This window comes from Streptococcus sp. 959 (assembly GCF_013277075.1).
Taxonomy (GTDB): Bacteria; Bacillota; Bacilli; order Lactobacillales; family Streptococcaceae; genus Streptococcus; species Streptococcus pseudopneumoniae_C.
In genome coordinates this window covers 1-22,241 of record NZ_VMMF01000011.1, presented here as the reverse complement: position 1 = coordinate 22,241, position 22,241 = coordinate 1, and the positions used below count along the sequence as shown (strand labels likewise).

21 protein-coding genes, 2 tRNA genes and 3 pseudogenes are annotated in these 22,241 nt (G+C 38.8%); 23 read left to right on the top strand and 3 right to left on the bottom strand.

What is annotated here, in order from left to right; all coding sequences use genetic code 11:
- The first annotated feature begins 341 nt into the window (after positions 1 to 341).
- From HT717_RS03885 to gla, 16 genes and pseudogenes are all read left to right on the top strand, one after another.
- Positions 342 to 1,364, top strand: a complete 1,023-nt coding sequence (locus HT717_RS03885) for a branched-chain amino acid aminotransferase (RefSeq protein WP_049539163.1) — start codon at positions 342 to 344, stop codon at positions 1,362 to 1,364.
- Between the two features lie 22 nt (positions 1,365 to 1,386).
- A complete protein-coding gene (locus tag HT717_RS03880; RefSeq protein WP_049539162.1) occupies positions 1,387 to 3,354 on the top strand; it encodes a peptide ABC transporter substrate-binding protein in 1,968 nt (655 codons plus the stop codon).
- 98 nt (positions 3,355 to 3,452) lie between these two features.
- Positions 3,453 to 3,683 (top strand): DUF2969 domain-containing protein, encoded by a 231-nt coding sequence (locus HT717_RS03875; protein ID WP_000037113.1) that lies wholly within the window; start codon positions 3,453 to 3,455, stop codon positions 3,681 to 3,683.
- 49 nt (positions 3,684 to 3,732) lie between these two features.
- Positions 3,733 to 3,813: transfer RNA gene (locus HT717_RS03870), tRNA-Tyr, on the top strand.
- A gap of 9 nt (positions 3,814 to 3,822) precedes the next feature.
- Positions 3,823 to 3,894, top strand: a tRNA-Gln gene (locus HT717_RS03865).
- A gap of 161 nt (positions 3,895 to 4,055) precedes the next feature.
- Positions 4,056 to 5,258, top strand: coding sequence for a 30S ribosomal protein S1 (gene rpsA / locus HT717_RS03860; protein ID WP_049540427.1), 1,203 nt, complete (start codon positions 4,056 to 4,058; stop codon positions 5,256 to 5,258).
- A gap of 85 nt (positions 5,259 to 5,343) precedes the next feature.
- Positions 5,344 to 5,841 carry a GAF domain-containing protein gene (locus HT717_RS03855; RefSeq protein ID WP_049540425.1) on the top strand — a complete coding sequence of 166 codons (498 nt, stop codon included), beginning with the start codon at positions 5,344 to 5,346 and terminating at the stop codon, positions 5,839 to 5,841.
- Positions 5,841 to 7,496, top strand: coding sequence for a DNA polymerase III subunit gamma/tau (dnaX, locus tag HT717_RS03850; protein ID WP_049540423.1), 1,656 nt, complete (start codon positions 5,841 to 5,843; stop codon positions 7,494 to 7,496). The genes HT717_RS03855 and dnaX overlap by 1 nt, the downstream gene beginning before the upstream one ends.
- A 27-nt stretch (positions 7,497 to 7,523) precedes the next feature.
- Entirely contained in the window at positions 7,524 to 7,718 is a 195-nt protein-coding gene (locus tag HT717_RS03845; RefSeq protein ID WP_001081602.1) for a DUF3272 domain-containing protein, read from the top strand.
- 150 nt (positions 7,719 to 7,868) lie between these two features.
- A complete protein-coding gene (gene sufC / locus HT717_RS03840) occupies positions 7,869 to 8,639 on the top strand; it encodes a Fe-S cluster assembly ATPase SufC (protein WP_000114489.1) in 771 nt (256 codons plus the stop codon).
- A gap of 27 nt (positions 8,640 to 8,666) precedes the next feature.
- A complete protein-coding gene (sufD, locus tag HT717_RS03835; protein WP_049540421.1) occupies positions 8,667 to 9,929 on the top strand; it encodes a Fe-S cluster assembly protein SufD in 1,263 nt (420 codons plus the stop codon).
- A gap of 10 nt (positions 9,930 to 9,939) precedes the next feature.
- Positions 9,940 to 11,166 (top strand): cysteine desulfurase, encoded by a 1,227-nt coding sequence (locus HT717_RS03830; protein ID WP_173304438.1) that lies wholly within the window; start codon positions 9,940 to 9,942, stop codon positions 11,164 to 11,166.
- Complete coding sequence (gene sufU, locus HT717_RS03825) at positions 11,153 to 11,593, top strand: Fe-S cluster assembly sulfur transfer protein SufU (RefSeq protein WP_101782037.1); 441 nt, start codon at positions 11,153 to 11,155, stop codon at positions 11,591 to 11,593. Before HT717_RS03830 ends, sufU begins: the two co-directional genes overlap by 14 nt.
- A gap of 57 nt (positions 11,594 to 11,650) precedes the next feature.
- Positions 11,651 to 13,063, top strand: a complete 1,413-nt coding sequence (gene sufB, locus HT717_RS03820) for a Fe-S cluster assembly protein SufB (RefSeq protein ID WP_000797048.1) — start codon at positions 11,651 to 11,653, stop codon at positions 13,061 to 13,063.
- Positions 13,064 to 13,375: 312 nt separating this feature from the next.
- Positions 13,376 to 13,666 (top strand): annotated as a pseudogene (locus tag HT717_RS09900) (IS5/IS1182 family transposase); the annotation flags it as partial.
- Positions 13,667 to 13,842: 176 nt separating this feature from the next.
- The gene (gla, locus tag HT717_RS03815; protein ID WP_173304436.1) at positions 13,843 to 14,712 is read left to right on the top strand and encodes an aquaglyceroporin Gla; all 870 of its coding nucleotides are present in this window, start codon (positions 13,843 to 13,845) and stop codon (positions 14,710 to 14,712) included.
- On the opposite strand, the pseudogene HT717_RS03810 reads toward gla, so the two are convergent.
- From HT717_RS03810 to HT717_RS03805, 3 genes and pseudogenes are all read right to left on the bottom strand, one after another.
- Positions 14,703 to 14,924 (bottom strand): annotated as a pseudogene (locus tag HT717_RS03810) (hypothetical protein); the annotation flags it as partial. The gene gla and the pseudogene HT717_RS03810 sit on opposite strands and share 10 nt — an antisense overlap.
- A 161-nt stretch (positions 14,925 to 15,085) precedes the next feature.
- Positions 15,086 to 15,248: pseudogene (locus HT717_RS09895) on the bottom strand (ISL3 family transposase); the annotation flags it as partial.
- 396 nt (positions 15,249 to 15,644) lie between these two features.
- A complete protein-coding gene (locus HT717_RS03805) occupies positions 15,645 to 15,944 on the bottom strand; it encodes a YbaB/EbfC family nucleoid-associated protein (protein WP_049540415.1) in 300 nt (99 codons plus the stop codon).
- A gap of 184 nt (positions 15,945 to 16,128) precedes the next feature.
- Between HT717_RS03805 and efeO the strand changes: the two genes are divergently transcribed.
- From efeO to HT717_RS03770, 7 genes are all read left to right on the top strand, one after another.
- Positions 16,129 to 17,001 (top strand): iron uptake system protein EfeO, encoded by an 873-nt coding sequence (efeO, locus tag HT717_RS03800; RefSeq protein WP_049540413.1) that lies wholly within the window; start codon positions 16,129 to 16,131, stop codon positions 16,999 to 17,001.
- Positions 17,002 to 17,006: 5 nt separating this feature from the next.
- Positions 17,007 to 18,221: an iron uptake transporter deferrochelatase/peroxidase subunit gene (efeB, locus tag HT717_RS03795; RefSeq protein WP_049540412.1), complete on the top strand. Its 1,215-nt coding sequence runs from the start codon at positions 17,007 to 17,009 to the stop codon at positions 18,219 to 18,221.
- Positions 18,196 to 19,884, top strand: a complete 1,689-nt coding sequence (locus tag HT717_RS03790; protein ID WP_173304434.1) for an FTR1 family protein — start codon at positions 18,196 to 18,198, stop codon at positions 19,882 to 19,884. Before efeB ends, HT717_RS03790 begins: the two co-directional genes overlap by 26 nt.
- A complete protein-coding gene (gene tatC, locus HT717_RS03785) occupies positions 19,885 to 20,616 on the top strand; it encodes a twin-arginine translocase subunit TatC (RefSeq protein ID WP_173304432.1) in 732 nt (243 codons plus the stop codon).
- Positions 20,600 to 20,770 (top strand): twin-arginine translocase TatA/TatE family subunit, encoded by a 171-nt coding sequence (tatA, locus tag HT717_RS03780; protein WP_000512112.1) that lies wholly within the window; start codon positions 20,600 to 20,602, stop codon positions 20,768 to 20,770. The genes tatC and tatA overlap by 17 nt, the downstream gene beginning before the upstream one ends.
- Before the next feature lie 708 nt (positions 20,771 to 21,478).
- A complete protein-coding gene (locus tag HT717_RS03775; protein WP_000656277.1) occupies positions 21,479 to 21,811 on the top strand; it encodes a LytTR family DNA-binding domain-containing protein in 333 nt (110 codons plus the stop codon).
- A 10-nt stretch (positions 21,812 to 21,821) separates the two neighbouring features.
- The coding region (locus HT717_RS03770; protein WP_173304430.1) for a response regulator at positions 21,822 to 22,241 on the top strand (420 nt) is incomplete at its 3' end.

Here is a 22,241-nt window from a genome sequence, read left to right as displayed (position 1 = left end):
CAAATATTATAGAGCCTTAAATAGTTTGTGCTTCAGAGATTAAATTCTCGGCTGATTTTTTGATATTTATAAAGATAAAACTCACCTCTGCTGAGACCTCTTACTGATCTTATATATGGATTCTATGTATGTCAAAACAAGTTCAGTTATTGAACAGATTGCACCAAATGATATAGAAGAATAATTTGAGTTTTTTATGTAATTTTTATATAGGATTCATTACGACAGATACCTTAGATTTTTTTATTGAAGAAATTTTCTGAAAATTACAAAATATACTTGCTATTTTAGAAAAATAGTGTAGAATAAAAGAAATAGGTTTTTAGAATAAGGAGTGGAATATGACAGTAACGATTGATTGGGAAAATCTCGGTTTTTCCTATATGAAATTACCTTATCGCTACATTGCTCATTTTAAAAATGGACAATGGAATCAAGGAGAGCTTACAGAGGATGCAACCTTGCATATTTCAGAGTCTTCTCCAAGTCTTCACTATGGCCAACAAGCATTTGAAGGTTTGAAAGCTTATCGTACTAAGGATGATAGTGTTCAACTTTTCCGTCCTGACGAAAACGCCAAACGCCTGCAACGTACTTGTGATCGTCTCTTGATGCCACAAGTTCCGACAGATATGTTTGTAGAAGCTTGTAAAGCAGTTGTTCGTGCCAATGAAGAATACGTACCACCATATGGAACAGGTGGAACCCTTTATCTTCGTCCACTTTTGATTGGTGTTGGAGATATTATCGGGGTAAAACCAGCGGAGGAATACATTTTCACTATCTTTGCTATGCCAGTTGGTAATTACTTTAAGGGTGGTTTGGTTCCAACTAACTTCTTGATTCAGGATGAATACGACCGTGCTGCTCCAAATGGTACAGGCGCGGCTAAGGTTGGTGGGAACTATGCTGCCAGTCTCTTGCCAGGGAAATTGGCTAAATCACGCCATTTCTCAGATGTTATCTACCTAGACCCTTCAACTCATACAAAGATTGAAGAAGTCGGTTCAGCTAACTTCTTTGGAATTACAGCTGACAATGAATTTGTAACACCATTGAGTCCATCTATCTTGCCATCTATTACCAAATATTCTTTGCTTTATTTGGCAGAACATCGCTTGGGCTTAACTCCTATTGAGGGGGATGTTCCAATTGATAACCTGGATCGTTTTGTAGAGGCAGGTGCTTGTGGTACAGCAGCGGTTATTTCTCCAATTGGAGGTATTCAACACGGCGATGATTTCCATGTATTCTATAGCGAAACAGAAGTAGGTCCTGTGACTCGTAAACTTTATGATGAATTGACAGGAATTCAGTTTGGTGATATTGAAGCGCCAGAAGGATGGATTGTAAAAGTAGATTAAAATAAACAAAAGGAGATTTTTGATGAAATCGAAAAAGTGGCTCTTAACAGCAGGAGTGGTCCTGAGCACAACAGCTCTTTTAGTAGCTTGTGGAAAAGCTGATAAAGAAGCAGATGCACCGACAACATTTTCATATGTCTATGCAGTAGATCCAGCATCTTTGGACTATAGTATAGCGACTCGTACATCTACAACAGATGTCATCGGGAACGTGGTTGATGGTTTGATGGAAAACGACCAATACGGGAATGTTATTCCTTCCTTGGCTGAGGATTGGTCTGTGTCGAAAGATGGTTTGACCTATACCTATAAACTTCGTAAAGGGGTTAAATGGTATACTTCAGAAGGTGAAGAATATGCAGAAGTAACAGCCCATGACTTTGTAGCAGGATTGAAACACGTAGCTGACGGTAAGTCAGACGGTGTCTCTCTCATCCAAAATTCAATCAAGGGTTTGGATGCCTACATGACTGGTGAGACGAACGATTTCTCTACAGTTGGTGTCAAGGCTTTGGATGATTACACAGTCGAGTATACCCTAAACAAACCAGAAAGTTTCTGGAACTCTAAAGTTACAACAGCGACGATGTTGCCTGTAAATGAAGAGTTTTTGAAGGCATCAGGTAAAGATTATGGAGCAGTTACTCCAGCAGGGATTCTCTACAATGGTCCTTATATCTTGAAGACTTTGACTTCTAAATCGTTGATCGAATACGAGAAAAATCCAAATTACTGGGATAAAGAAAAGGTAAAAATCGAGAAGATTAAATTGACATACTACGATGGTTCAGATCAGGAATCGTTGATCCGTAGTTTCTCTTCTGGTGCTTATACAACAGCCCGTCTCTTCCCAAGTAGTTCAAACTTTGCTTCAACTTTGGAACAATACGGAGATAAAATTACTTATAGCCCACAGGACTCAAGTAGTTATTACTTCACCTTTAATGTAAATCGTCAGTCATACAATAAAACTGCAAAAACAAGTGAAGAGCAAAAAACTTCTACAAAAGAAGCTATGCTTAATAAGGAATTCCGTCAGGCTATCAACTTTGCCTTCAACCGCCATTCTTATGCTGCCCAGCTAAATGGTGAAGACGGTGCGGATAAGATTATTCGTAACAGTCTCGTTCCTGACAACTTTGTACAAGCAGGTGGTAAGAACTTTGGCCAAATCGCCCAAGCAGAGTTGGTGAACTATGGTGACCAATGGAAAGGCGTTGAGCTAGTTGATGGTAAGGATTCTATCTACAACCCTGACAAGGCTAAAGCTGCCTTTGAAAAAGCTAAGAAAGACCTAGAATCTAAAGGGGTAACCTTCCCAATTCATTTGGATGTCCCAGTTGAACAGACAGATACCATCGCCGTTCAACAAAGCAACTCTTTCAAACAGTCTATCGAATCAACTCTTGGTGCTGAAAATGTTGTCATAGATGTTCTTCAAATGACAGATAATGAAAAGGAGACAATCACTTCTCAAGCGCGTGTTCCTTCTCAAAAAGACTATGATTTGAACAGTACAGGATGGGCTCCAAGCTACCAAGACCCAGCATCTTATTTAACTATCATGGATCCTAAATCAGGTTCTGCTATGAAACACCTTGGTATTACTAAAGGAAAAGATAAGGATGTTGTAGCTAAGATTGGTTTGGATCAGTATAAGAAATTATTAGATGATGCGGATTCAGAAACTACTAATCTTGAAGAACGCTATGAAAAATATGCCAAGGCTCAAGCTTGGTTGACAGATAGTTCATTATTGATGCCAACAGCCTCATCTGGTGGTTCTCCAGTTGTAAGTAATGTTGTGCCATTCTCAAAACCATACTCACAAGTTGGTATTAAGGGTGACCCATATATCTTTAAAGGTATGAAATTGCAAAAAGATATCGTTACAACCAAAGAATATGAAGAAGCACTGAAAAAATGGCAAAAAGAAAAATTGGAATCAAACGGTAAATACCAAAAAGAACTAGAAAAACACATTAAATAAAGCAGAAAACTCTATATCAGACTTGGAATGATATAGAGTTTTTTCTTGCTAGTTTTAGGATTTTCTTGTAAAATAGAAAAAGTGAAGAGAGGTATGAAATGAGTAAGAAAGATAAAAAAATCGAAATTCAAGTAGCAGATGCAAAAGTTAATGTTGGTAAAGATAGTTTTGAAGGCTATACCTTGACTATCGGTAAAAAAGTTATCGGAGAAATTGCCGAATTAGACGGACAATTTGCCATCATAAAGAATGGGAATGTCGATAGTTTTTATAAAAAATTGGAAAAAGCTGTGGAAATTTTGATTGAAAATTATAATTTAGCAAAATAAGTCTTGTTTTTTTGAAATTTTCATGATATAATAGTCCATGTTGATTGTAGGAGAGATAGCGAAGAGGCTAAACGCGGCGGACTGTAAATCCGCTCCTTCGGGTTCGGGGGTTCGAATCCCTCTCTCTCCATTTCATCAATGGGGTATAGCCAAGCGGTAAGGCAAGGGACTTTGACTCCCTCATGCGTTGGTTCGAATCCAGCTACCCCAGTTCTTAGGTAATGATCAAGATAAAAAGCAAAATATCTTAGGGTATTTTATTTTTATAATTGAAAGACGTGAACGATATGAACATGTCCTTGCGGGTGCTTAGGAAAAAAATTATAAGTATGTCAAGTTTAAGAAAAACTTGATTGTTGGAGGATTTTTTAGATGAACGAATTTGAAGATTTGCTAAATAGCGTTAGCCAAGTTGAGACTGGTGATGTTGTTAGTGCTGAAGTATTGACAGTTGATGCGACTCAAGCTAACGTTGCAATCTCTGGAACTGGTGTTGAAGGTGTCTTGACTCTTCGCGAATTGACAAACGATCGCGATGCAGATATCAATGACTTTGTTAAAGTAGGAGAAGTATTGGATGTTCTTGTACTTCGTCAAGTAGTTGGTAAAGATACTGATACAGTTACATACCTTGTATCTAAAAAACGCCTTGAAGCTCGCAAAGCATGGAACAAACTTGTTGGTCGCGAAGAAGAAGTTGTTACTGTTAAAGGAACTCGTGCCGTTAAAGGTGGACTTTCAGTAGAATTTGAAGGTGTTCGTGGATTTATCCCAGCTTCAATGTTGGATACTCGTTTCGTACGTAACACTGAGCGTTTTGTAGGTCAAGAATTTGATGCTAAAATCAAAGAAGTTGACGCTAAAGAAAACCGCTTCATCCTTTCACGTCGTGAAGTTGTTGAAGCAGCTACAGCAGCAGCTCGCGCTGAAGTATTCGGTAAATTGGCTGTTGGTGATGTAGTAACTGGTAAAGTTGCCCGTATCACAAGCTTCGGTGCTTTCATCGACCTTGGTGGTGTTGACGGATTGGTTCACTTGACTGAATTGTCACATGAACGTAACGTATCACCAAAATCAGTTGTAACTGTTGGTGAAGAAATTGAAGTGAAAATCCTTGATCTTAACGAAGAAGAAGGACGTGTATCACTTTCACTTAAGGCAACAACACCTGGACCATGGGATGGCGTTGAGCAAAAATTGACTAAAGGTGATGTAGTAGAAGGAACAGTTAAACGTTTGACTGACTTCGGTGCATTTGTTGAAGTATTGCCAGGTATCGATGGACTTGTTCACGTATCACAAATTTCACACAAACGTATTGAAAATCCAAAAGAAGCTCTTAAAGTTGGTCAAGAAGTTCAAGTTAAAGTTCTTGAGGTTAACGCAGATGCAGAACGCGTATCACTTTCTATCAAAGCTCTTGAAGAGCGTCCAGCTCAAGAAGAAGGACAAAAAGAAGAAAAACGTGCTGCTCGTCCACGTCGTCCAAAACGTCAAGAAAAACGTGATTTCGAACTTCCAGAAACACAAACAGGATTCTCAATGGCTGACTTGTTCGGTGATATCGAACTTTAATCAAATTGAAAATTCATAAAATCCTTTGTTTTCTAAACAAGGGATTTTTCTTTTGTCTGTAAGCCTTTTTTGATATAATAGTTCTATGTTAGAATCAGAAAAACAATCACGTTATCAAATGTTAAATGAAGAGCTCTCTTTTTTGTTGGAAGGTGAAACCAATGTTTTGGCTAATCTTTCCAACGCCAGTGCTCTTCTAAAATCACGTTTTCCTAATACCGTATTTGCAGGCTTTTATCTGTTCGATGGAAAGGAATTGGTTTTAGGTCCCTTCCAAGGAGGTGTTTCCTGCATCCGTATCTCACTAGGCAAAGGTGTTTGTGGTGAGGCAGCTCACTTTCAGGAAACTGTTCTGGTTGGTGATGTAACAACTTATCCCAACTATATTTCTTGTGATAGTCGGGCTAAAAGTGAAATTGTTGTGCCTATGGTAAAGAATGGTCAATTACTTGGAGTTCTGGATCTGGATTCTTCAGAGATTGATGATTATGATGCTATGAATCGAGATTATTTGGAACAATTTGTCGCTATTTTGCTTGAAAAGACAGAATGGGACTTTACAATGTTTGGGGAGAAAGCCTAATGTATCAAGCACTTTATCGAAAATATAGAAGTCAAAACTTCTCTCAGTTGGTTGGTCAAGAAGTTGTGGCTAAAACTCTTAAACAAGCAGTGGAGCAAGAGAAAATAAGTCATGCTTATCTTTTTTCTGGTCCTCGTGGAACGGGAAAAACCAGTGTGGCTAAGATCTTTGCCAAGGCTATGAACTGTCCTAATCAAGTGGGTGGTGAACCGTGTAATAACTGCTATATTTGTCAAGCAGTGACGGACGGTAGTTTAGAAGATGTCATTGAAATGGATGCGGCCTCTAATAATGGGGTGGATGAAATCCGTGAAATTCGTGATAAATCTACCTATGCTCCTAGTCTTGCCCGTTATAAGGTTTATATCATAGATGAGGTTCACATGCTGTCTACAGGGGCTTTTAATGCTCTTCTAAAGACGCTGGAAGAACCCACACAGAATGTGGTCTTTATTTTAGCTACTACTGAATTGCACAAGATTCCTGCCACTATTCTATCGCGTGTCCAACGTTTTGAGTTTAAATCAATTAAGACACAGGATATTAAGGAACATATTCACTTTATCTTAGAAAAGGAAAATATCAGTTCTGAACCAGAGGCTGTGGAAATTATTGCCAGACGAGCTGAAGGTGGGATGCGGGACGCCTTGTCTATTTTGGATCAAGCCCTGAGTTTGACACAGGGAAATGAGCTGACGACTGCCATCTCTGAAGAAATTACTGGCACAATTAGTCTATCAGCCTTGGATGATTATGTGGCTGCCTTGTCTCAACAGGATGTTCCCAAGGCTTTGTCTTGCTTAAATCTTCTTTTTGACAATGGTAAGAGCATGACTCGTTTTGTGACCGATCTTTTGCACTATTTAAGAGACTTGTTAATTGTCCAAACAGGTGGAGAAAACACTCATCATAGTCCAGTCTTTGTAGAAAACTTGGTACTTCCTCAGGAAAGTCTGTTTGAAATGATTCGCTTAGCGACAGTCAGTTTAGCAGATATTAAGTCTAGTTTACAACCTAAAATCTATGCTGAAATGATGACCATTCGTTTAGCGGAGATTAAGCCGGAGCCAGCTCTTTCAGGGGCGGTTGAAAGTGAAATTTCTGCGCTGAGACAGGAAGTTGCCCGTCTCAAACAAGAACTCGCAAATGTAGGAACTATACCTAAGCCAACTAGTCCAGCACCTAGTCGACCAGCAGCAGGTAAGACAGTCTATCGTGTGGATCGCAATAAAGTGCAATATATCTTACAAGAGGCCGTCGAAAATCCTGATTTAGCACGTCAAAATCTGATTCGCTTGCAGAATGCCTGGGGAGAGGTGATTGAAAGTCTTGGAGGCCCTGATAAGGCTCTACTAGTTGGTTCTCAACCGGTTGCGGCCAATGAACATCATGCCATTCTTGCTTTTGAGTCTAACTTTAATGCTGGTCAAACCATGAAACGGGACAATCTCAACACTATGTTTGGCAACATCCTCAGTCAGGCAGCAGGTTTTTCACCTGAGATTTTAGCTATTTCCATGGAGGAATGGAAAGAAGTGCGTGCAGCCTTTTCAGCAAAAGCTAAATCTTCTCAAGCTGAAAAAGAAGCAGAAGAAAGTCTGATTCCGGAAGGATTTGAATTTTTGGCTGATAAAGTGAAGGTAGAGGAAGACTAAAGAAAGATTTCATGATACAATAAGTTTATGAATAGACAACAATTTATTATCATCGCGCTGTTTACAGCTGCTGAGACCTATTTTTTCAATGAAGCCTGGATGACTGGTCGCTATATTATGGCAGCTTTTTGGGCCATTTTGCTCTTTAGAAATTTTCGAGTCAGTTACTTGATGGGGAAAATAGTAGATGTCATTGACCAGCACTTGAAAGGAAAAGACTAGTCCTCAGCTTCTAGACAAAATCAAAGCCTTTTAGGCTTTTTTTTGTTATACTATAAAAGTATATTTATTGACCTTTTACCGTATTTTCTAGGAAAATCAAGTATGTTTCTAGTAAGTACTGTAAAGGCCTTGAAAAAGAAAGGAACTATCATGTCAGTATTAGAGATCAAAGATCTTCACGTTGAGATTGAAGGAAAAGAAATTTTAAAAGGGGTTAACCTGACCCTGAAAACAGGCGAAATCGCCGCTATCATGGGACCAAATGGTACTGGTAAATCAACTCTTTCAGCCGCTATCATGGGAAATCCAAACTATGAAGTAACCAAAGGTGAAGTTTTGTTTGATGGCGTAAACATCCTTGAGTTGGAAGTGGACGAGCGTGCGCGTATGGGACTTTTCCTTGCTATGCAATACCCATCAGAAATTCCTGGAATTACCAATGCTGAATTTCTTCGTGCAGCCATGAATGCTGGTAAGGAAGATGATGAAAAGATTTCAGTTCGTGAGTTCATCACTAAGCTAGACGAAAAAATGGAATTGCTTAACATGAAAGAAGAAATGGCAGAGCGTTACCTCAACGAAGGCTTCTCTGGTGGTGAGAAAAAACGTAATGAAATTCTTCAACTCTTGATGTTAGAACCAACATTTGCCCTTTTGGACGAGATTGACTCTGGTCTGGATATTGACGCTCTTAAAGTTGTGTCTAAAGGTGTGAATGCCATGCGTGGTGAAGGTTTTGGTGCTATGATTATCACTCACTACCAACGTCTTTTGAACTACATCACACCTGATGTGGTACACGTCATGATGGAAGGTCGTGTTGTCCTTTCTGGTGGTCCAGAATTGGCTGCGCGTTTGGAACGTGAAGGATACGCAAAACTAGCTGAAGAACTTGGCTACGACTACAAGGAAGAATTGTAATTCCCTGGTATCTTTTAGGAGAAGTAAATGACTAAAGAAAATATTAAACTTTTTTCAGAAATGCACGCTGAACCAAGTTGGTTGGCTGACCTCCGTCAAAAAGCTTTTGATAAGATTGAGAGTTTAGAATTACCAGTTATTGAGCGTGTCAAATTCCACCGTTGGAATCTGGGTGATGGAACGATTACAGAAAGTGAACCATCAGCAAATGTTCCAGATTTCACAGCTGTAGATAACCACTTGAAGTTGGTCCAAGTAGGAACTCAAACTGTTTTTGAGCAAACTCCAGTTGAGTTAGCTGAACAGGGTGTTGTCTTTACAGACTTCCACTCAGCTTTAGAAGAAATTCCAGAGCTTATTGAGGAATTCTTCATGTCATCTGTTAAGTATGACGATGACAAGTTAGCAGCTTACCATACAGCTTATTTCAATAGTGGTGCTGTTCTCTACATTCCAGATAACGTAGAAATCACAGAACCAATCGAAGGGATTTTCTACCAAGACAGCGATAGCGACGTGCCATTTAACAAGCATATTCTTATCATTGCTGGTAAAAACAGTAAGATAAGTTATCTTGAACGTCTGGAGTCACGTGGTGAAGGCAGTGCAAAAGCGACTGCCAATATCACAGTTGAAGTGATTGCTCGTTCTGGTGCGCAAGTGAAATTTGCGGCTATCGACCGTCTAGGTGAAAACGTCACTGCTTACATTAGCCGTCGTGGTAAATTAGGCAACGATGCAAGTATTGACTGGGCAATTGGTGTCATGAACGAAGGAAACGTCGTTGCAGACTTTGATAGCGACTTGATTGGAAATGGTAGCCATGCTGACCTGAAAGTGGTAGCTCTTTCAAGTGGTCGTCAGGTACAAGGGATTGATACCCGCGTAACTAACTATGGTTGCAACTCAATCGGAAATATCCTCCAACATGGGGTTATTCTTGAGAAAGCAACTTTAACTTTCAACGGTATTGGCCACATCATCAAGGGTGCTAAGGGAGCAGATGCGCAACAAGAAAGTCGTGTTCTCATGCTTTCAGACCAGGCTCGTTCAGATGCCAATCCAATTCTTTTGATTGATGAAAATGACGTAACTGCAGGACACGCGGCTTCTATCGGTCAGGTAGATCCAGAAGATATGTACTACCTCATGAGCCGTGGCTTGGACAAGGCAACTGCAGAACGTTTGGTTGTCCGCGGTTTCCTTGGATCTGTTATCGTTGAGATTCCAGTCAAGGAAGTTCGTGATGAAATGATTGCAACTATCGAAGAAAAATTGTCAAAACGCTAAGGGGAAGCCTATGTTAGATGTAGAAGCGATTCGCAAGGATTTTCCAATTTTAGACCAGATTGTTAATGATGAACCTCTGGTCTATCTGGACAATGCTGCGACGACACAAAAACCACTAGCAGTTCTGGAAACAATCAACCGTTACTATGAGCAGGACAATGCCAATGTTCACCGTGGTGTTCATACCTTGGCGGAGCGTGCGACAGCATCCTATGAAGCCGCTCGTGAAACCATTCGTAAGTTTATCAATGCAGGCTCTACAAAGGAAGTTCTTTTTACCAGAGGAACGACAACCAGTCTTAACTGGGTGGCACGCTTTGCTGAGGAAATTCTGACTGATGGAGACCAGGTCTTGATTTCTATCATGGAACACCATTCTAATATTATTCCTTGGCAGGAAGCCTGCCGTAAGACTGGAGCAGAGCTTGTCTATGTTTATCTCAAGGACGGTGCTTTGGATATGGAGGACTTGCGAGCTAAATTGACGGACAAGGTCAAGTTCGTTTCGCTAGCTCATGCCTCTAATGTTCTTGGAGTGATCAATCCGATCAAAGAAATCACTCAAATGGCCCACCAAGTTGGAGCTATCATGGTGGTAGATGGTGCTCAGTCTACACCCCATATGAAGATTGATGTTCAGGACTTGGATGTGGACTTCTTTGCCTTCTCAGGTCACAAGATGGCTGGTCCGACTGGTATCGGTGTCCTTTACGGCAAAGAGAAGTATCTGCAACAAATGTCACCTCTTGAATTTGGCGGTGAGATGATTGATTTCGTCTATGAGCAATCTGCTAGTTGGAAGGAATTGCCTTGGAAATTTGAGGCTGGAACGCCAAATATGGCAGGTGCTATTGGACTTGCTGCAGCAGTGGATTATCTAGAAAAGATTGGTATGGATGCCATTGAAGCACATGAGCAGGAATTGATTTCATACGTATATCCAAAACTGCAGGCGATTGAAGGATTGACCATTTATGGTTCGCAGAACTTGGCTCAACGTTCAGGTGTCATTGCCTTTAATTTAGGCGGCCTTCATCCGCATGACCTTGCAACAGCACTTGATTATGAAGGAGTAGCAGTTCGTGCGGGTCACCATTGTGCACAACCCTTGCTCCAATATTTGGAAGTTCCAGCAACAGCTCGTGCAAGTTTTTATATCTACAATACCAAGGCAGATTGCGACAAGTTGGTCGATGCCTTACAAAAGACAAAGGAGTTTTTCAATGGCACTTTCTAAACTAGATAGCCTTTATATGGCAGTGGTAGCGGACCATTCGAAAAATCCACATCATCAAGGGAAGTTGGATGATGCTGAACAAATCAGTCTCAACAATCCAACCTGTGGCGATGTCATCAACCTATCTGTCAAGTTTGATGCAGAGGAACGTTTGGAAGATATCGCTTTTCTAAACTCAGGTTGTACCATCTCGACTGCCTCTGCTAGTATGATGACAGATGCCGTTTTAGGAAAAACCAAGCAAGAAATCTTAGAACTAGCAACTATTTTTTCTGAAATGGTTCAAGGTAAAAAGGATGACCGCCAAGATCAACTTGGCGATGCAGCCTTCTTGTCAGGTGTTGCTAAATTCCCGCAACGGATTAAGTGTGCAACCCTAGCTTGGAACGCCCTTAAGAAAACAATTGAAGATCAAGAAAAACAGTAAGACAAGTTTCTTTTGTCTTATGAATCAGTAGAAATGAAGAATGAAAGAAAGGATATTATGGCTGAAGAAAGAGTAGAACCAAAACCAATTGACCTTGGTGAATATAAATTTGGTTTCCATGACGATGTAGAGCCTGTCCTATCGACAGGAAAAGGATTGAACGAAGATGTCATTCGCGAATTATCAGCTGCTAAGGGAGAACCTGAGTGGATGCTAGAATTCCGTTTGAAGTCTTATGAAACCTTCAAAAAAATGCCTATGCAAACTTGGGGAGCGGACTTGTCAGAGATTGACTTTGATGACTTAATTTACTATCAAAAACCATCTGACAAACCAGCTCGTTCTTGGGATGACGTTCCTGAAAAAATCAAAGAAACCTTTGAACGTATCGGTATTCCAGAAGCTGAACGTGCCTATCTAGCAGGGGCCTCTGCCCAGTACGAGTCAGAAGTGGTTTACCACAACATGAAGGAAGAGTTCCAGAAATTGGGGATTATCTTTACAGATACAGATTCTGCCCTCAAGGAATATCCGGACTTGTTTAAACAATACTTTGCCAAGTTGGTACCGCCAACAGATAACAAGTTGGCTGCACTCAACTCAGCAGTATGGTCTGGTGGAACCTTTATTTACGTACCAAAAGGGGTCAAGGTAGATATCCCACTTCAAACTTACTTCCGTATCAACAACGAAAATACAGGTCAGTTCGAACGTACCTTGATTATCGTTGATGAGGGAGCAAGCGTACACTACGTAGAAGGATGTACAGCGCCAACATATTCAAGTAACAGCTTGCACGCGGCCATTGTAGAAATCTTTGCTTTGGATGGAGCTTATATGCGTTATACAACCATCCAAAATTGGTCTGACAACGTTTATAACTTGGTAACAAAACGTGCCAAAGCCTTGAAAGATGCAACGGTTGAGTGGATTGATGGAAACTTGGGTGCCAAAACGACTATGAAATACCCATCTGTTTACCTAGATGGAGAAGGTGCGCGTGGAACCATGCTTTCGATCGCCTTTGCCAATGCAGGGCAACACCAAGATACGGGTGCTAAGATGATCCACAACGCTCCACATACTAGCTCATCTATAGTGTCTAAATCCATCGCTAAAGGCGGCGGAAAGGTTGACTACCGTGGACAAGTAACCTTTAACAAAAACTCTAAGAAATCTGTCTCACACATCGAGTGTGACACCATTATTATGGATGACTTGTCAGCGTCAGATACTATTCCATTTAACGAAATCCACAACTCGCAAGTGGCTTTGGAACACGAAGCCAAGGTATCTAAGATTTCAGAAGAACAACTATACTACCTCATGAGTCGTGGTTTGTCAGAATCTGAAGCTACTGAGATGATCGTTATGGGATTTGTAGAGCCCTTCACGAAAGAACTTCCAATGGAATACGCCGTTGAGCTGAACCGCTTGATTAGCTATGAAATGGAAGGGTCAGTCGGATAAAATTTGATTTTAGGTTTACTCAAAATCAAGGACTTTGAAGATGAACTTGTAACAAAAAGAGACTGAAAAAAGATATTTTAAGAACAGAAAACGCATGATATCAGGTGCAGTTCAAAAAACTTGATATTATGCGTTTTATTGTAGGAAGGTTTGTTGCGTTTTCTCATGAAATAGAGTTTTTCTAACCGATTTTGACTTTTAGTATACAATATATTGAAATAATATATAAACAAATCTATTAGGAAGATAGATGAATTTCTAAAAATCTTTTAGTAGTCATAGTGCACTATTCTAGTTTCAATAAACTATATTTTTGTGAGGACGAAATAAGACAATATATAAAATAGTCAGTTCAAGGCAGGATATAATGTTCAAGTTCCTACTAATGGCAAGTATGTCCTTTATTTTGATATCTTTCAAAATCTAACAGACATTCACACTTTGAAGTTCTTCTTCCAAACCATTCAAACTTTAGCATGCTTCACACTGATTTCAATATATCGTGCTCGATGCAGGTTATGGTAGCGAATAAAATTATGTTTTTATTTGTGAATGGGGAAGATACTTCTTATTCCCTATACTATGTATCAGGAGGAATTGACATAAAAGCATCAGATTAGCACAGATAACATAATGAACTGGGAACATCTTGAAAAAAAGATTAGTTTATAAGATTTGGAACCGTTTTCTGTCACAATCTTTCGGGAAAGTAGTTGCTAAAAGATGTAAAAATTGATAGAATAAGGATTGTCTAAAAAATTTTAAGGAGAATCTATCAAATGGATTTCACATGGGCAATTAAATATGCCACTGAATTTTTGGGAACTGCTATTTTGATCATTCTTGGAAATGGTGCAGTTGCCAACGTTGAACTTAAAGGTACGAAAGGTCACCAAAGTGGCTGGATCGTTATCGCTGTTGGTTATGGTATGGGGGTTATGATTCCAGCCTTGATGTTTGGTAACGTATCTGGTAACCACATCAACCCAGCCTTTACTCTTGGACTTGCAATCAGCGGTCTTTTCCCTTGGGCACAAGTTGCGCCTTATATCATTGCACAAGTTTTGGGTGCTATCTTTGGTCAAGCCTTGGTTGTGGCAACACACCGCCCATACTACTTGAAAACTGAAAATCCAAACAACATTTTGGGTACTTTCTCAACAATTTCAAGTTTGGATAATGGTACAAAAGAATCACGTTTTGCAGCAACTGTTAACGGTTTTGTAAACGAGTTTGTTGGATCATTTGTTCTTTTCTTTGCAGCCCTTGGAATGACTAAAAACTTCTTTGGTTCTGAAGTGCTTCAATACATGAAACAAATGGCTAGTCAAGCAGGTCAAAATGTTGACTTTTCTGATTTAGCCATCAAAGCCCAAGTAGCACCACATACTGCTTCAGGACTTTCAGTAGCTCACTTGGCACTTGGATTCCTTGTTATGGCCTTGGTAACATCACTTGGTGGACCTACAGGACCTGCCTTGAACCCAGCCCGTGACTTGGGACCACGTCTCCTTCATGCTTTCCTTCCAAAATCAGTTCTTGGTGAGCACAAAGGCGATTCAAAATGGTGGTATTCTTGGGTACCAGTAGTAGCACCTATCGCAGCAGCAATTGCAGCAGTAGCTGTTTTCAAATTCCTTTACCTATAAGAAATTGAGTTCTCTATCCATTGTAATGGATTGAAGCAAAGATAAGATCTAGAAAGGGCAAATTTTGTCCTTTCTTTTTTGATATTGCGAATTGTAAAAATCTGTTTTTTGAAGTTGTCAAAGTTTCGAAAATCAAAGGTATTGCATTGGATAAGATTATTATTCTCTCCTAATTTTATGTTGGAACAAGGTAATTGAAGGGCGGTGATTATGAGGCTGGGACAAAAAGATTTTGATTTTAGGAATTCTTTATTATAAATTTTTAAAATCTATAGATTAGACAAAAAAGCGAACAAGACAGAATTCTGAGTGTCAGATAACTCATTTTGTTCGCTTTTTATATTTAATGTTAGACTTTTATCCTAGACCCAGCCTGAAAGCGAGGAAGAACTAGCTCTAGATTCTTCTCAATGAGTACGCAAAACCTTACTTTAGAAGTAAAAATGTAAGAGATTATAGTGGTGCTTTAATTCTTTTTAGTAACTCAAGAGTGTCTCTATAATCTCTTTAGTAGTTAAGCGCATACAAAAAGTAGGCGATACAATAGTTTACTGCTGTGCTGTTAGTAGGGGTTGATGATCATGTACTCATGAAATCTTTGATTAAGTTGCTTCATGGTTTGGCATGACTTACAACTTGCCTTAAGTATTGAAGTAGAATAGTCTGGTGGACTGTTTTAGCCGGAATTTAGGAATATAATAACAAATGGTAAAAAGGATTAAGAATGATTTTAGCGTTTAGGACTTAGTATGAGAAAAAAAGTTTTCAATATCAAGCAGTTGTGATAAAATGTAATTGTTCCATAGGATTCTTTCTAATGATTGTTTGATTGCTTTTCATTATAGATTTTATGGGATTTTTTCTACATCAAAATAGGCTCCATAATATCTATAAGGGATTTACCCACTATAAATATTATAGAGCCTTTTTTATTAGAATGGCAATTTCCCGGCGAAAGCACCTAGTTTTTTCTTGGTAGTTTCATCGATTTGTTCAAGAGCAGAGTTGATAGCTTGAACAGTCATATCTGAAAGTGTTTCAAGGTCTTCTGGGTCAATGACAGCTGGATTGAAGTCAATGCTGACAACTTTCTTATCGCCAGTTAAGGTCGCTTGGACAAGATCTTGAGCAGATTTGCCAACAAATTGCATAGCAGCAAGTTCTGCTTGGCTTTGTTCCATTTGTTTTTGAAGTTTCTGTGCTTGACGCATCATATTTTGCATGTTCATCATGGTGATTTACTGTTTCCTTTTATCTTATTTTCTTTCCTATTTTATCAATTTTGAGGTTAAAAGTCTAATATTAGTTTAAATTTAAAACATTAAATTGTCTGAAAATTTATTGAAAAATGAGTGAAAACATGGTATAATGAAACGTAAAATTAATTCAGGGATCCTGAACCAATAGGAGTATACAATGAAAAAACTAGGTTTTGTCCTTTTATCTTCAGCCTTGCTATTGACTGCTTGTGCTAATAATCAATCTAAGCAAAGCAACACAAGTGATTCCTCTAAGGTGACAGCCTTGTCTGAAGATAAGCAAAAAATGCTTGATAAGGCCACAGCTGACTATAAGACTTTTGTGCAAGAGCAAATTGATAAACTGTTGACAGATACGGAAGGATTTGTCAAACTGTTGAAAGAAGGAAAGTTAGAAGAAGCCAAGAAGGTTTATCCACTGATTCGTATGTCTTATGAGCGTTCAGAGCCGATTGCCGAGAGTTTTGGTGAGTCAGATGTCAAGATTGACTTCCGTTTGGCAGACTACATGGATGAAAACAAGACAGAGGAAGGTTGGTCAGGTTTCCACCGTATCGAACGTATCCTTTGGGAAGACAATACAACTAAAGGAACTGAAAGTTACGGCGATCAGTTGGTCAATGATATCAAGGAATTGAAAGCCAAGATTGCAACTGTAGATGTGGACTACAAGGTTATGTTGACTGGAGCAGTTGACTTGCTAAACGAAGTGGCAACAAGCAAGATTACAGGTGAAGAGGAAATTTATTCTCATACAGACTTGTATGATTTCCGTGCCAATATCGAAGGAGCTGAAAAGATCTTCCAACTCTTTAAACCTTTACTTGAAAAATCAGACGCTAACTTAGTTAAAGAATTGGAAGCAGATTTCAAGTCTGTTAATGATTTGCTGAATAAACACATGACAGACAAGGAACACTACAAACTCTATACTGATTTGACAAAAGAAGATACCAAAGAATTGTCAGAAGCGGTGACAAAACTTGGTGAACCTCTATCACAAATGGGTAAATTTCTTAGTGGAGAATAAGAGTTATGACTGAAAAAGACGAAAAGTTTTTTGAAAAGAAAATGGACCGTCGAGAATTTCTAAAAAAAGCAGGGATTGGAGGGGCTGGTTTAGCGCTAGGGCTCTCTGGTGCTTCTGCTTTTTTCGCACCTAAGCTAGGAACTCAGGAAAAAATCTCGTACGGAAATGAAAAAATTGCTTTTTATGGCAAGCATCAAGCTGGGATTAGTACGCCAATGCAAAAAAATATCTATTTTGTTGTCTTGGACTTGCATACGACGGATAAGGATAAGATTATCCAGTTGTTCAAGGATTGGACGGATTATAGTGCCAAATTGGTAGAGGGAGAATTGGTTAAAAAAGATGGTCAAAACGGCCTTTTACCACCTAGTGATACAGGGGAAACAGTAGGACTCAATCCTCATCGTTTAACCCTTACTTTTGGTGTTTCAGCTAGTTTCTTGAAAAAGATGAATTTGGAGAACAAGCGTCCCCAACTGTTTAGGGATTTGCCACCTTTTCCTAAAGAGCAATTGCGTGAAAAATATACAGGTGGAGATATTGTGATTCAGGCTTGTGCCGATGATGAGCAGGTTGCCTTTCATGCTATTCGCAATCTTATCCGTAAGGGGAGAAATGCCGTGACCCTCCGTTGGAGTCAGTCTGGATTTGCAGCAATCGGGGATCGAATGGAGACTCCGCGTAACCTCTTTGGTTTTAAAGATGGAACAGCAAATCCAACCAAGGAGAAAGACTTTGACCGCGTTATCTGGGCTGATAGTAAGGACTGGATGGAAAATGGTTCTTATATGGCAGTTCGTCGGATTCAGATGTTTTTAGAGACCTGGGACCGCACTAGTCTTGAAGAACAGGAAAATACCTTCGGTCGTTACAAGGAAAGTGGTGCCCCCTTTGGTAAGAAAAATGAATTTGATGAAGTGGATTTGAGTCTCTTACCTGATGATTCGCATGTTCGTTTGGCTAAGGAAGTGGACAAGCCACTTTTGCGTCGTTCTTATTCTTACTCTGATGGGATTGATGAAAAGACTGGCCAGTTCGATACGGGTTTGCTCTTCATTTCTTTCCAGAAGGATCCAGATAACTTTGTTAAGGTTCAAACCAATCTAGGTGCTACAGATAAGATGAATGAATACATTACTCACATCGGTAGTGGACTCTTTGCTTGCTTTGGTGGTGTGGAGAAAGGAGGCTACATTGGTCAGAAATTATTGGAAGGCTAGAAGCTGGTTATTGGTTTTAGCCCTGTCATTTTTAATCTTTTCACCAGTGGTTGCCCAAGAGAGTCTGAGTTCTTACTTTGTGAAAATCACAGATGCGTCCAAAGCAGTGAAAAATGGTGATCAGTCTGAGGCCCAGAAACTCCTTACAGAGATGGCATCAGATTTCGAGAGAGTAAAAGACGGCAATTCTGAGGCTGGTAAAGTCGTCAAGGAAAAGTTATCCCAGTCAGGCGAGATTACTGAAGACAAACTCACCCAACTTTCTTCAGCCTTATTAGCCTTTGAAAAAGAACAAAATCCTGTTGACTTAGATGCGGAGAAAGAAAAATTGGTCAACCGTCTAAGTCCTCGTTTTGAAGCCTTGGAACAAGCCATTGCCTCCAAAGATTTGGAAAAGGTCCGAGAAGCTTTTAAGAAAATGAATTCCACTTGGACCATCAATGAAAGTGTGGTTCGTGACAATAGTACGGCCCATTATGGACGTGTTGAGACAGCTATTTCCTTCCTACGTAGTAGCATGGAAACTGAGCCTACGGATTTTAACTCAATCCAGACTTCCTTTGAGGACTTAAAAAAGGCTATTGATGATTTTGTAAGCGGAAAAGAAGTTGCAGAAGCATCTTCTGATTTAAGCCTTAAAGATGGTATTGCCCTCTTGAAGAAGGCTTTGGAACAATTCCAAGCTGGTGACCACGCATCAGGAGCAGCTAGTATGAAGGAATTCATCACTATCTGGCCAACGATTGAGGGTTCTGTCAGCACGACTAATCCTTCCCTCTATACACGAGTGGAAAGCGAAAGCCCTGTGATTATGGTCAAGGGAAGTGAGAAGGACTACCAAGAAAAATTAGAAAAACTGATTGCAGATTTATCACAGATTGATACTAGCGCACGTTACAATGCCTTTGATGCCATGCTCATTCTCTTGAGAGAAGGTGTAGAGGCTCTCTTAATTGTTATGGCCTTGGTTACAACCTTGAAAGCAGCCAAGATGCGTAAAGGACTCAAGTGGGTTTATGGTGGTGCTATAACTGGAATCATGGCCAGTCTGGTCATTGCTTTCATCCTGCAAATTGCCTTTCCAGCAGTAACATCAGGCTCCAATCGTGAAATTATCGAAGGAGCAGTGGGAATTTTTGCAGTAGCTATGATGATTTTGATTGGAATCTGGCTCCACAGCAAATCCTCAGTCAAAAAATGGAATGCTTTTATGGAGTCGCAAATGGAAACAGTGACCAAAACAGGTTCCTTCATTTCCATGTTTGCCCTTAGTTTCCTAGCTGTTTTCCGTGAGGGAGCAGAAACCATTCTCTTTTATGTCGGAATTTTACCAAGAATTTCCAACTTTGAATTTGTCTTGGGCATTTCACTTGCCTTGCTGGTTCTGGTAATTATTGCCCTTATGATGAACAAGGCCAGTCAGTTCTTCTTACCTCATAAGGTCTTCTTTATCCTAACTTGGATGATTTATGCTTTGGCATTCAAGATGCTGGGAGTTAGTATCCATGCTCTTCAGTTGACTAATATGGCACCAAATCACTTGTTAACAGGATTTCCAACTATAGATCTGCTTGGAATTTACCCAAGTTGGGAAGGATTGGCCAGCCAGTTACTCTTTGTCGTTATTGTCTTGATTGTCACTTTCAGACAGGGTGAAAAATAGATGGATAGAAAAGAATTGACAATCGTTGAACATCTGGTAGAATTTAGAAAGAGATTATTGGCAGTGGTCATTTGTTTCTTTTTGGTATTCTGTGTTTCACTGCTTTTTGCAGATCAAATTTACCAGTATGTGACCCAATCTTTTCAGCAAAAGTTGATTGTTTTAGGACCTAATGATATTTTATGGATTTACATACGTTTGGCTAGTATGATGGCTTTTACCATCACATTACCTTACACGGTGTATCATATTTGGTCTTTCATCAAACCAGGACTAAAGAAGGAAGAAGCTAGAGCAGTTTTTGCTTATATTCCAGCTAGTTTCCTTTGTTTTCTAGTTGGACTGGCTTTTGGTTTTTACTTTGTAACACCAGCCTTACTTCAGGTTTTATTAGGGTTGGGAGAAGGTCTATTTGAAACGCAGTTAACAGCTCAAAATTATCTGTCCTTTGTTTTTCAAACGACCTTCCCCTTGGCTCTGATTTTTGAATTGCCGGTTATCATTGCCTTTTTGACGTCGATTGGGCTCATTGGACCAGAATTATTGATTGCTTATCGCCGATATGCCTATTTTATCTTATTGGTACTTGCAGTCATTTTGACCCCAGCCGACTTTGTCAGTGATTTAGCAATGACTGCCCCCTTGATATTACTCTATGAATTTAGTATTGCCATCAGCAAATACATTATGAAACGCAAGCAGAAAGGAGAGAGAAATGGGAATCTTACGTGATATCGGAGCACCAGGATTGATTATCATCGTTTTAGGAGCTCTCTTGATTTTTGGACCAAAACGATTGCCTGAACTAGGCGAATCAATTGGTAAAATGCTATCTGAATTTAAAAAAGCAGTTAAAGGAACTGAAAATCAAGATAAGGAAGACTAAATCTTGTCAAATAAAAAACTTTGTACTCTGGAAACCATTGTTTGGCTATCTAGAGTGCAAAGTTTTTTTGAGGTTGGAAAATTTGGAATTAAAAACTGATTTTAAAAATTCATGATTAAGCCTTTTATGGGTGGTCATAATTGATGTTTACAAAATTTTTAAGAAAAATCAGGACAATAGTGATATATTTAAGAAGCTAATTCATAGATTATCTGATATGTCCGTCCAAAATCTTGAAAAAATTGATTGACTGTTAGATATCATTTTCACTCCATATAAAGAATCAAAACAACTAAAAACAGAAGTAGTGTTTAGATAGGAAACTTTTTTTAGATGTTAGAGACCCTGATTTTATGATAAAATAAGTAGAAGATTTATATTTGTAGTTAATCTTATGTCCTTGTAAAATTTTTGTATTTTTAAATGTTTTTTTAAAGAAATAATATTTTAAATACAGAGATAAAATATAGTCAAATAAAGAGTAGTGTAAAATTTGAATTGCCTTCATAGCTTTCCTTTCATTAGAAATTAGTTTATCAAAAGAAAAAAGATGAGCAATATTGAAATACCAAATAGTATCTATATTATCATGAAATGTCTAAACTAAGATAATTTTTACCATTTAAGATAGTATAGAAACCTTTTAAGATTTTTATAATTTAATTTCCATCATTCTGATAAGATTAAACTTATAGAAGGAGGCTAAATATGAAAGACTATATTTTATATCAAGATAGAGCTATCGTAAAGGTACCACTCTCTAAAATTTATTATGTTACAACTCACCCAACAAAAGCTCATGCTGTTCTTTTTGTAACAGCAGAAGGGAATTTTGAAGCTTCAACCTCACTAGCTAAAATCGAAGAGGAAAGTACAGAAGAACTTATTAGATGCCATAGAAAGTTTCTTGTGAATAAAGATAAAATAGCAGGATTTAATCATGAGACAAGAACGATTATGTTTATGGATGATAGAGTATCAGACATCGCTTGTTCTAGAAGACACTTTACAATATTAAAAAATCAGTGGAAAAATATATAGGAGTGAAATAGTGAATATTTTTATACTAGAAGATAATTTTTTACAACAGACTAGAATTGAAAATATTGTCAAAAAAATTTTGGTGGATAATAAGATTGAGTATAGGCATTTTGAGGTTTATGGAAAACCTCAACAGTTTTTAGAGGACATTTCAGAGAGAGGAAATCACCAATTATTTTTACTTGATATCGAAATAAAAGATGAAGAAAAAAGAGGGTTAGACGTTGCAAGGGAGATTAGAAAACTTGATTCCCAGGCTGCGATTGCTTTTGTAACAACACATTCTGAGTTTATGCCTGTATCTTTTGAATATTTAGTGTCGGCTATCGATTTTATTGATAAAGAATTACCTGAACCGACATTTATAAAACGTCTTGAAAATGTTATTTTAAATGTTAGTAACAATCAAGGAAGAACAGTATCTGAGGAC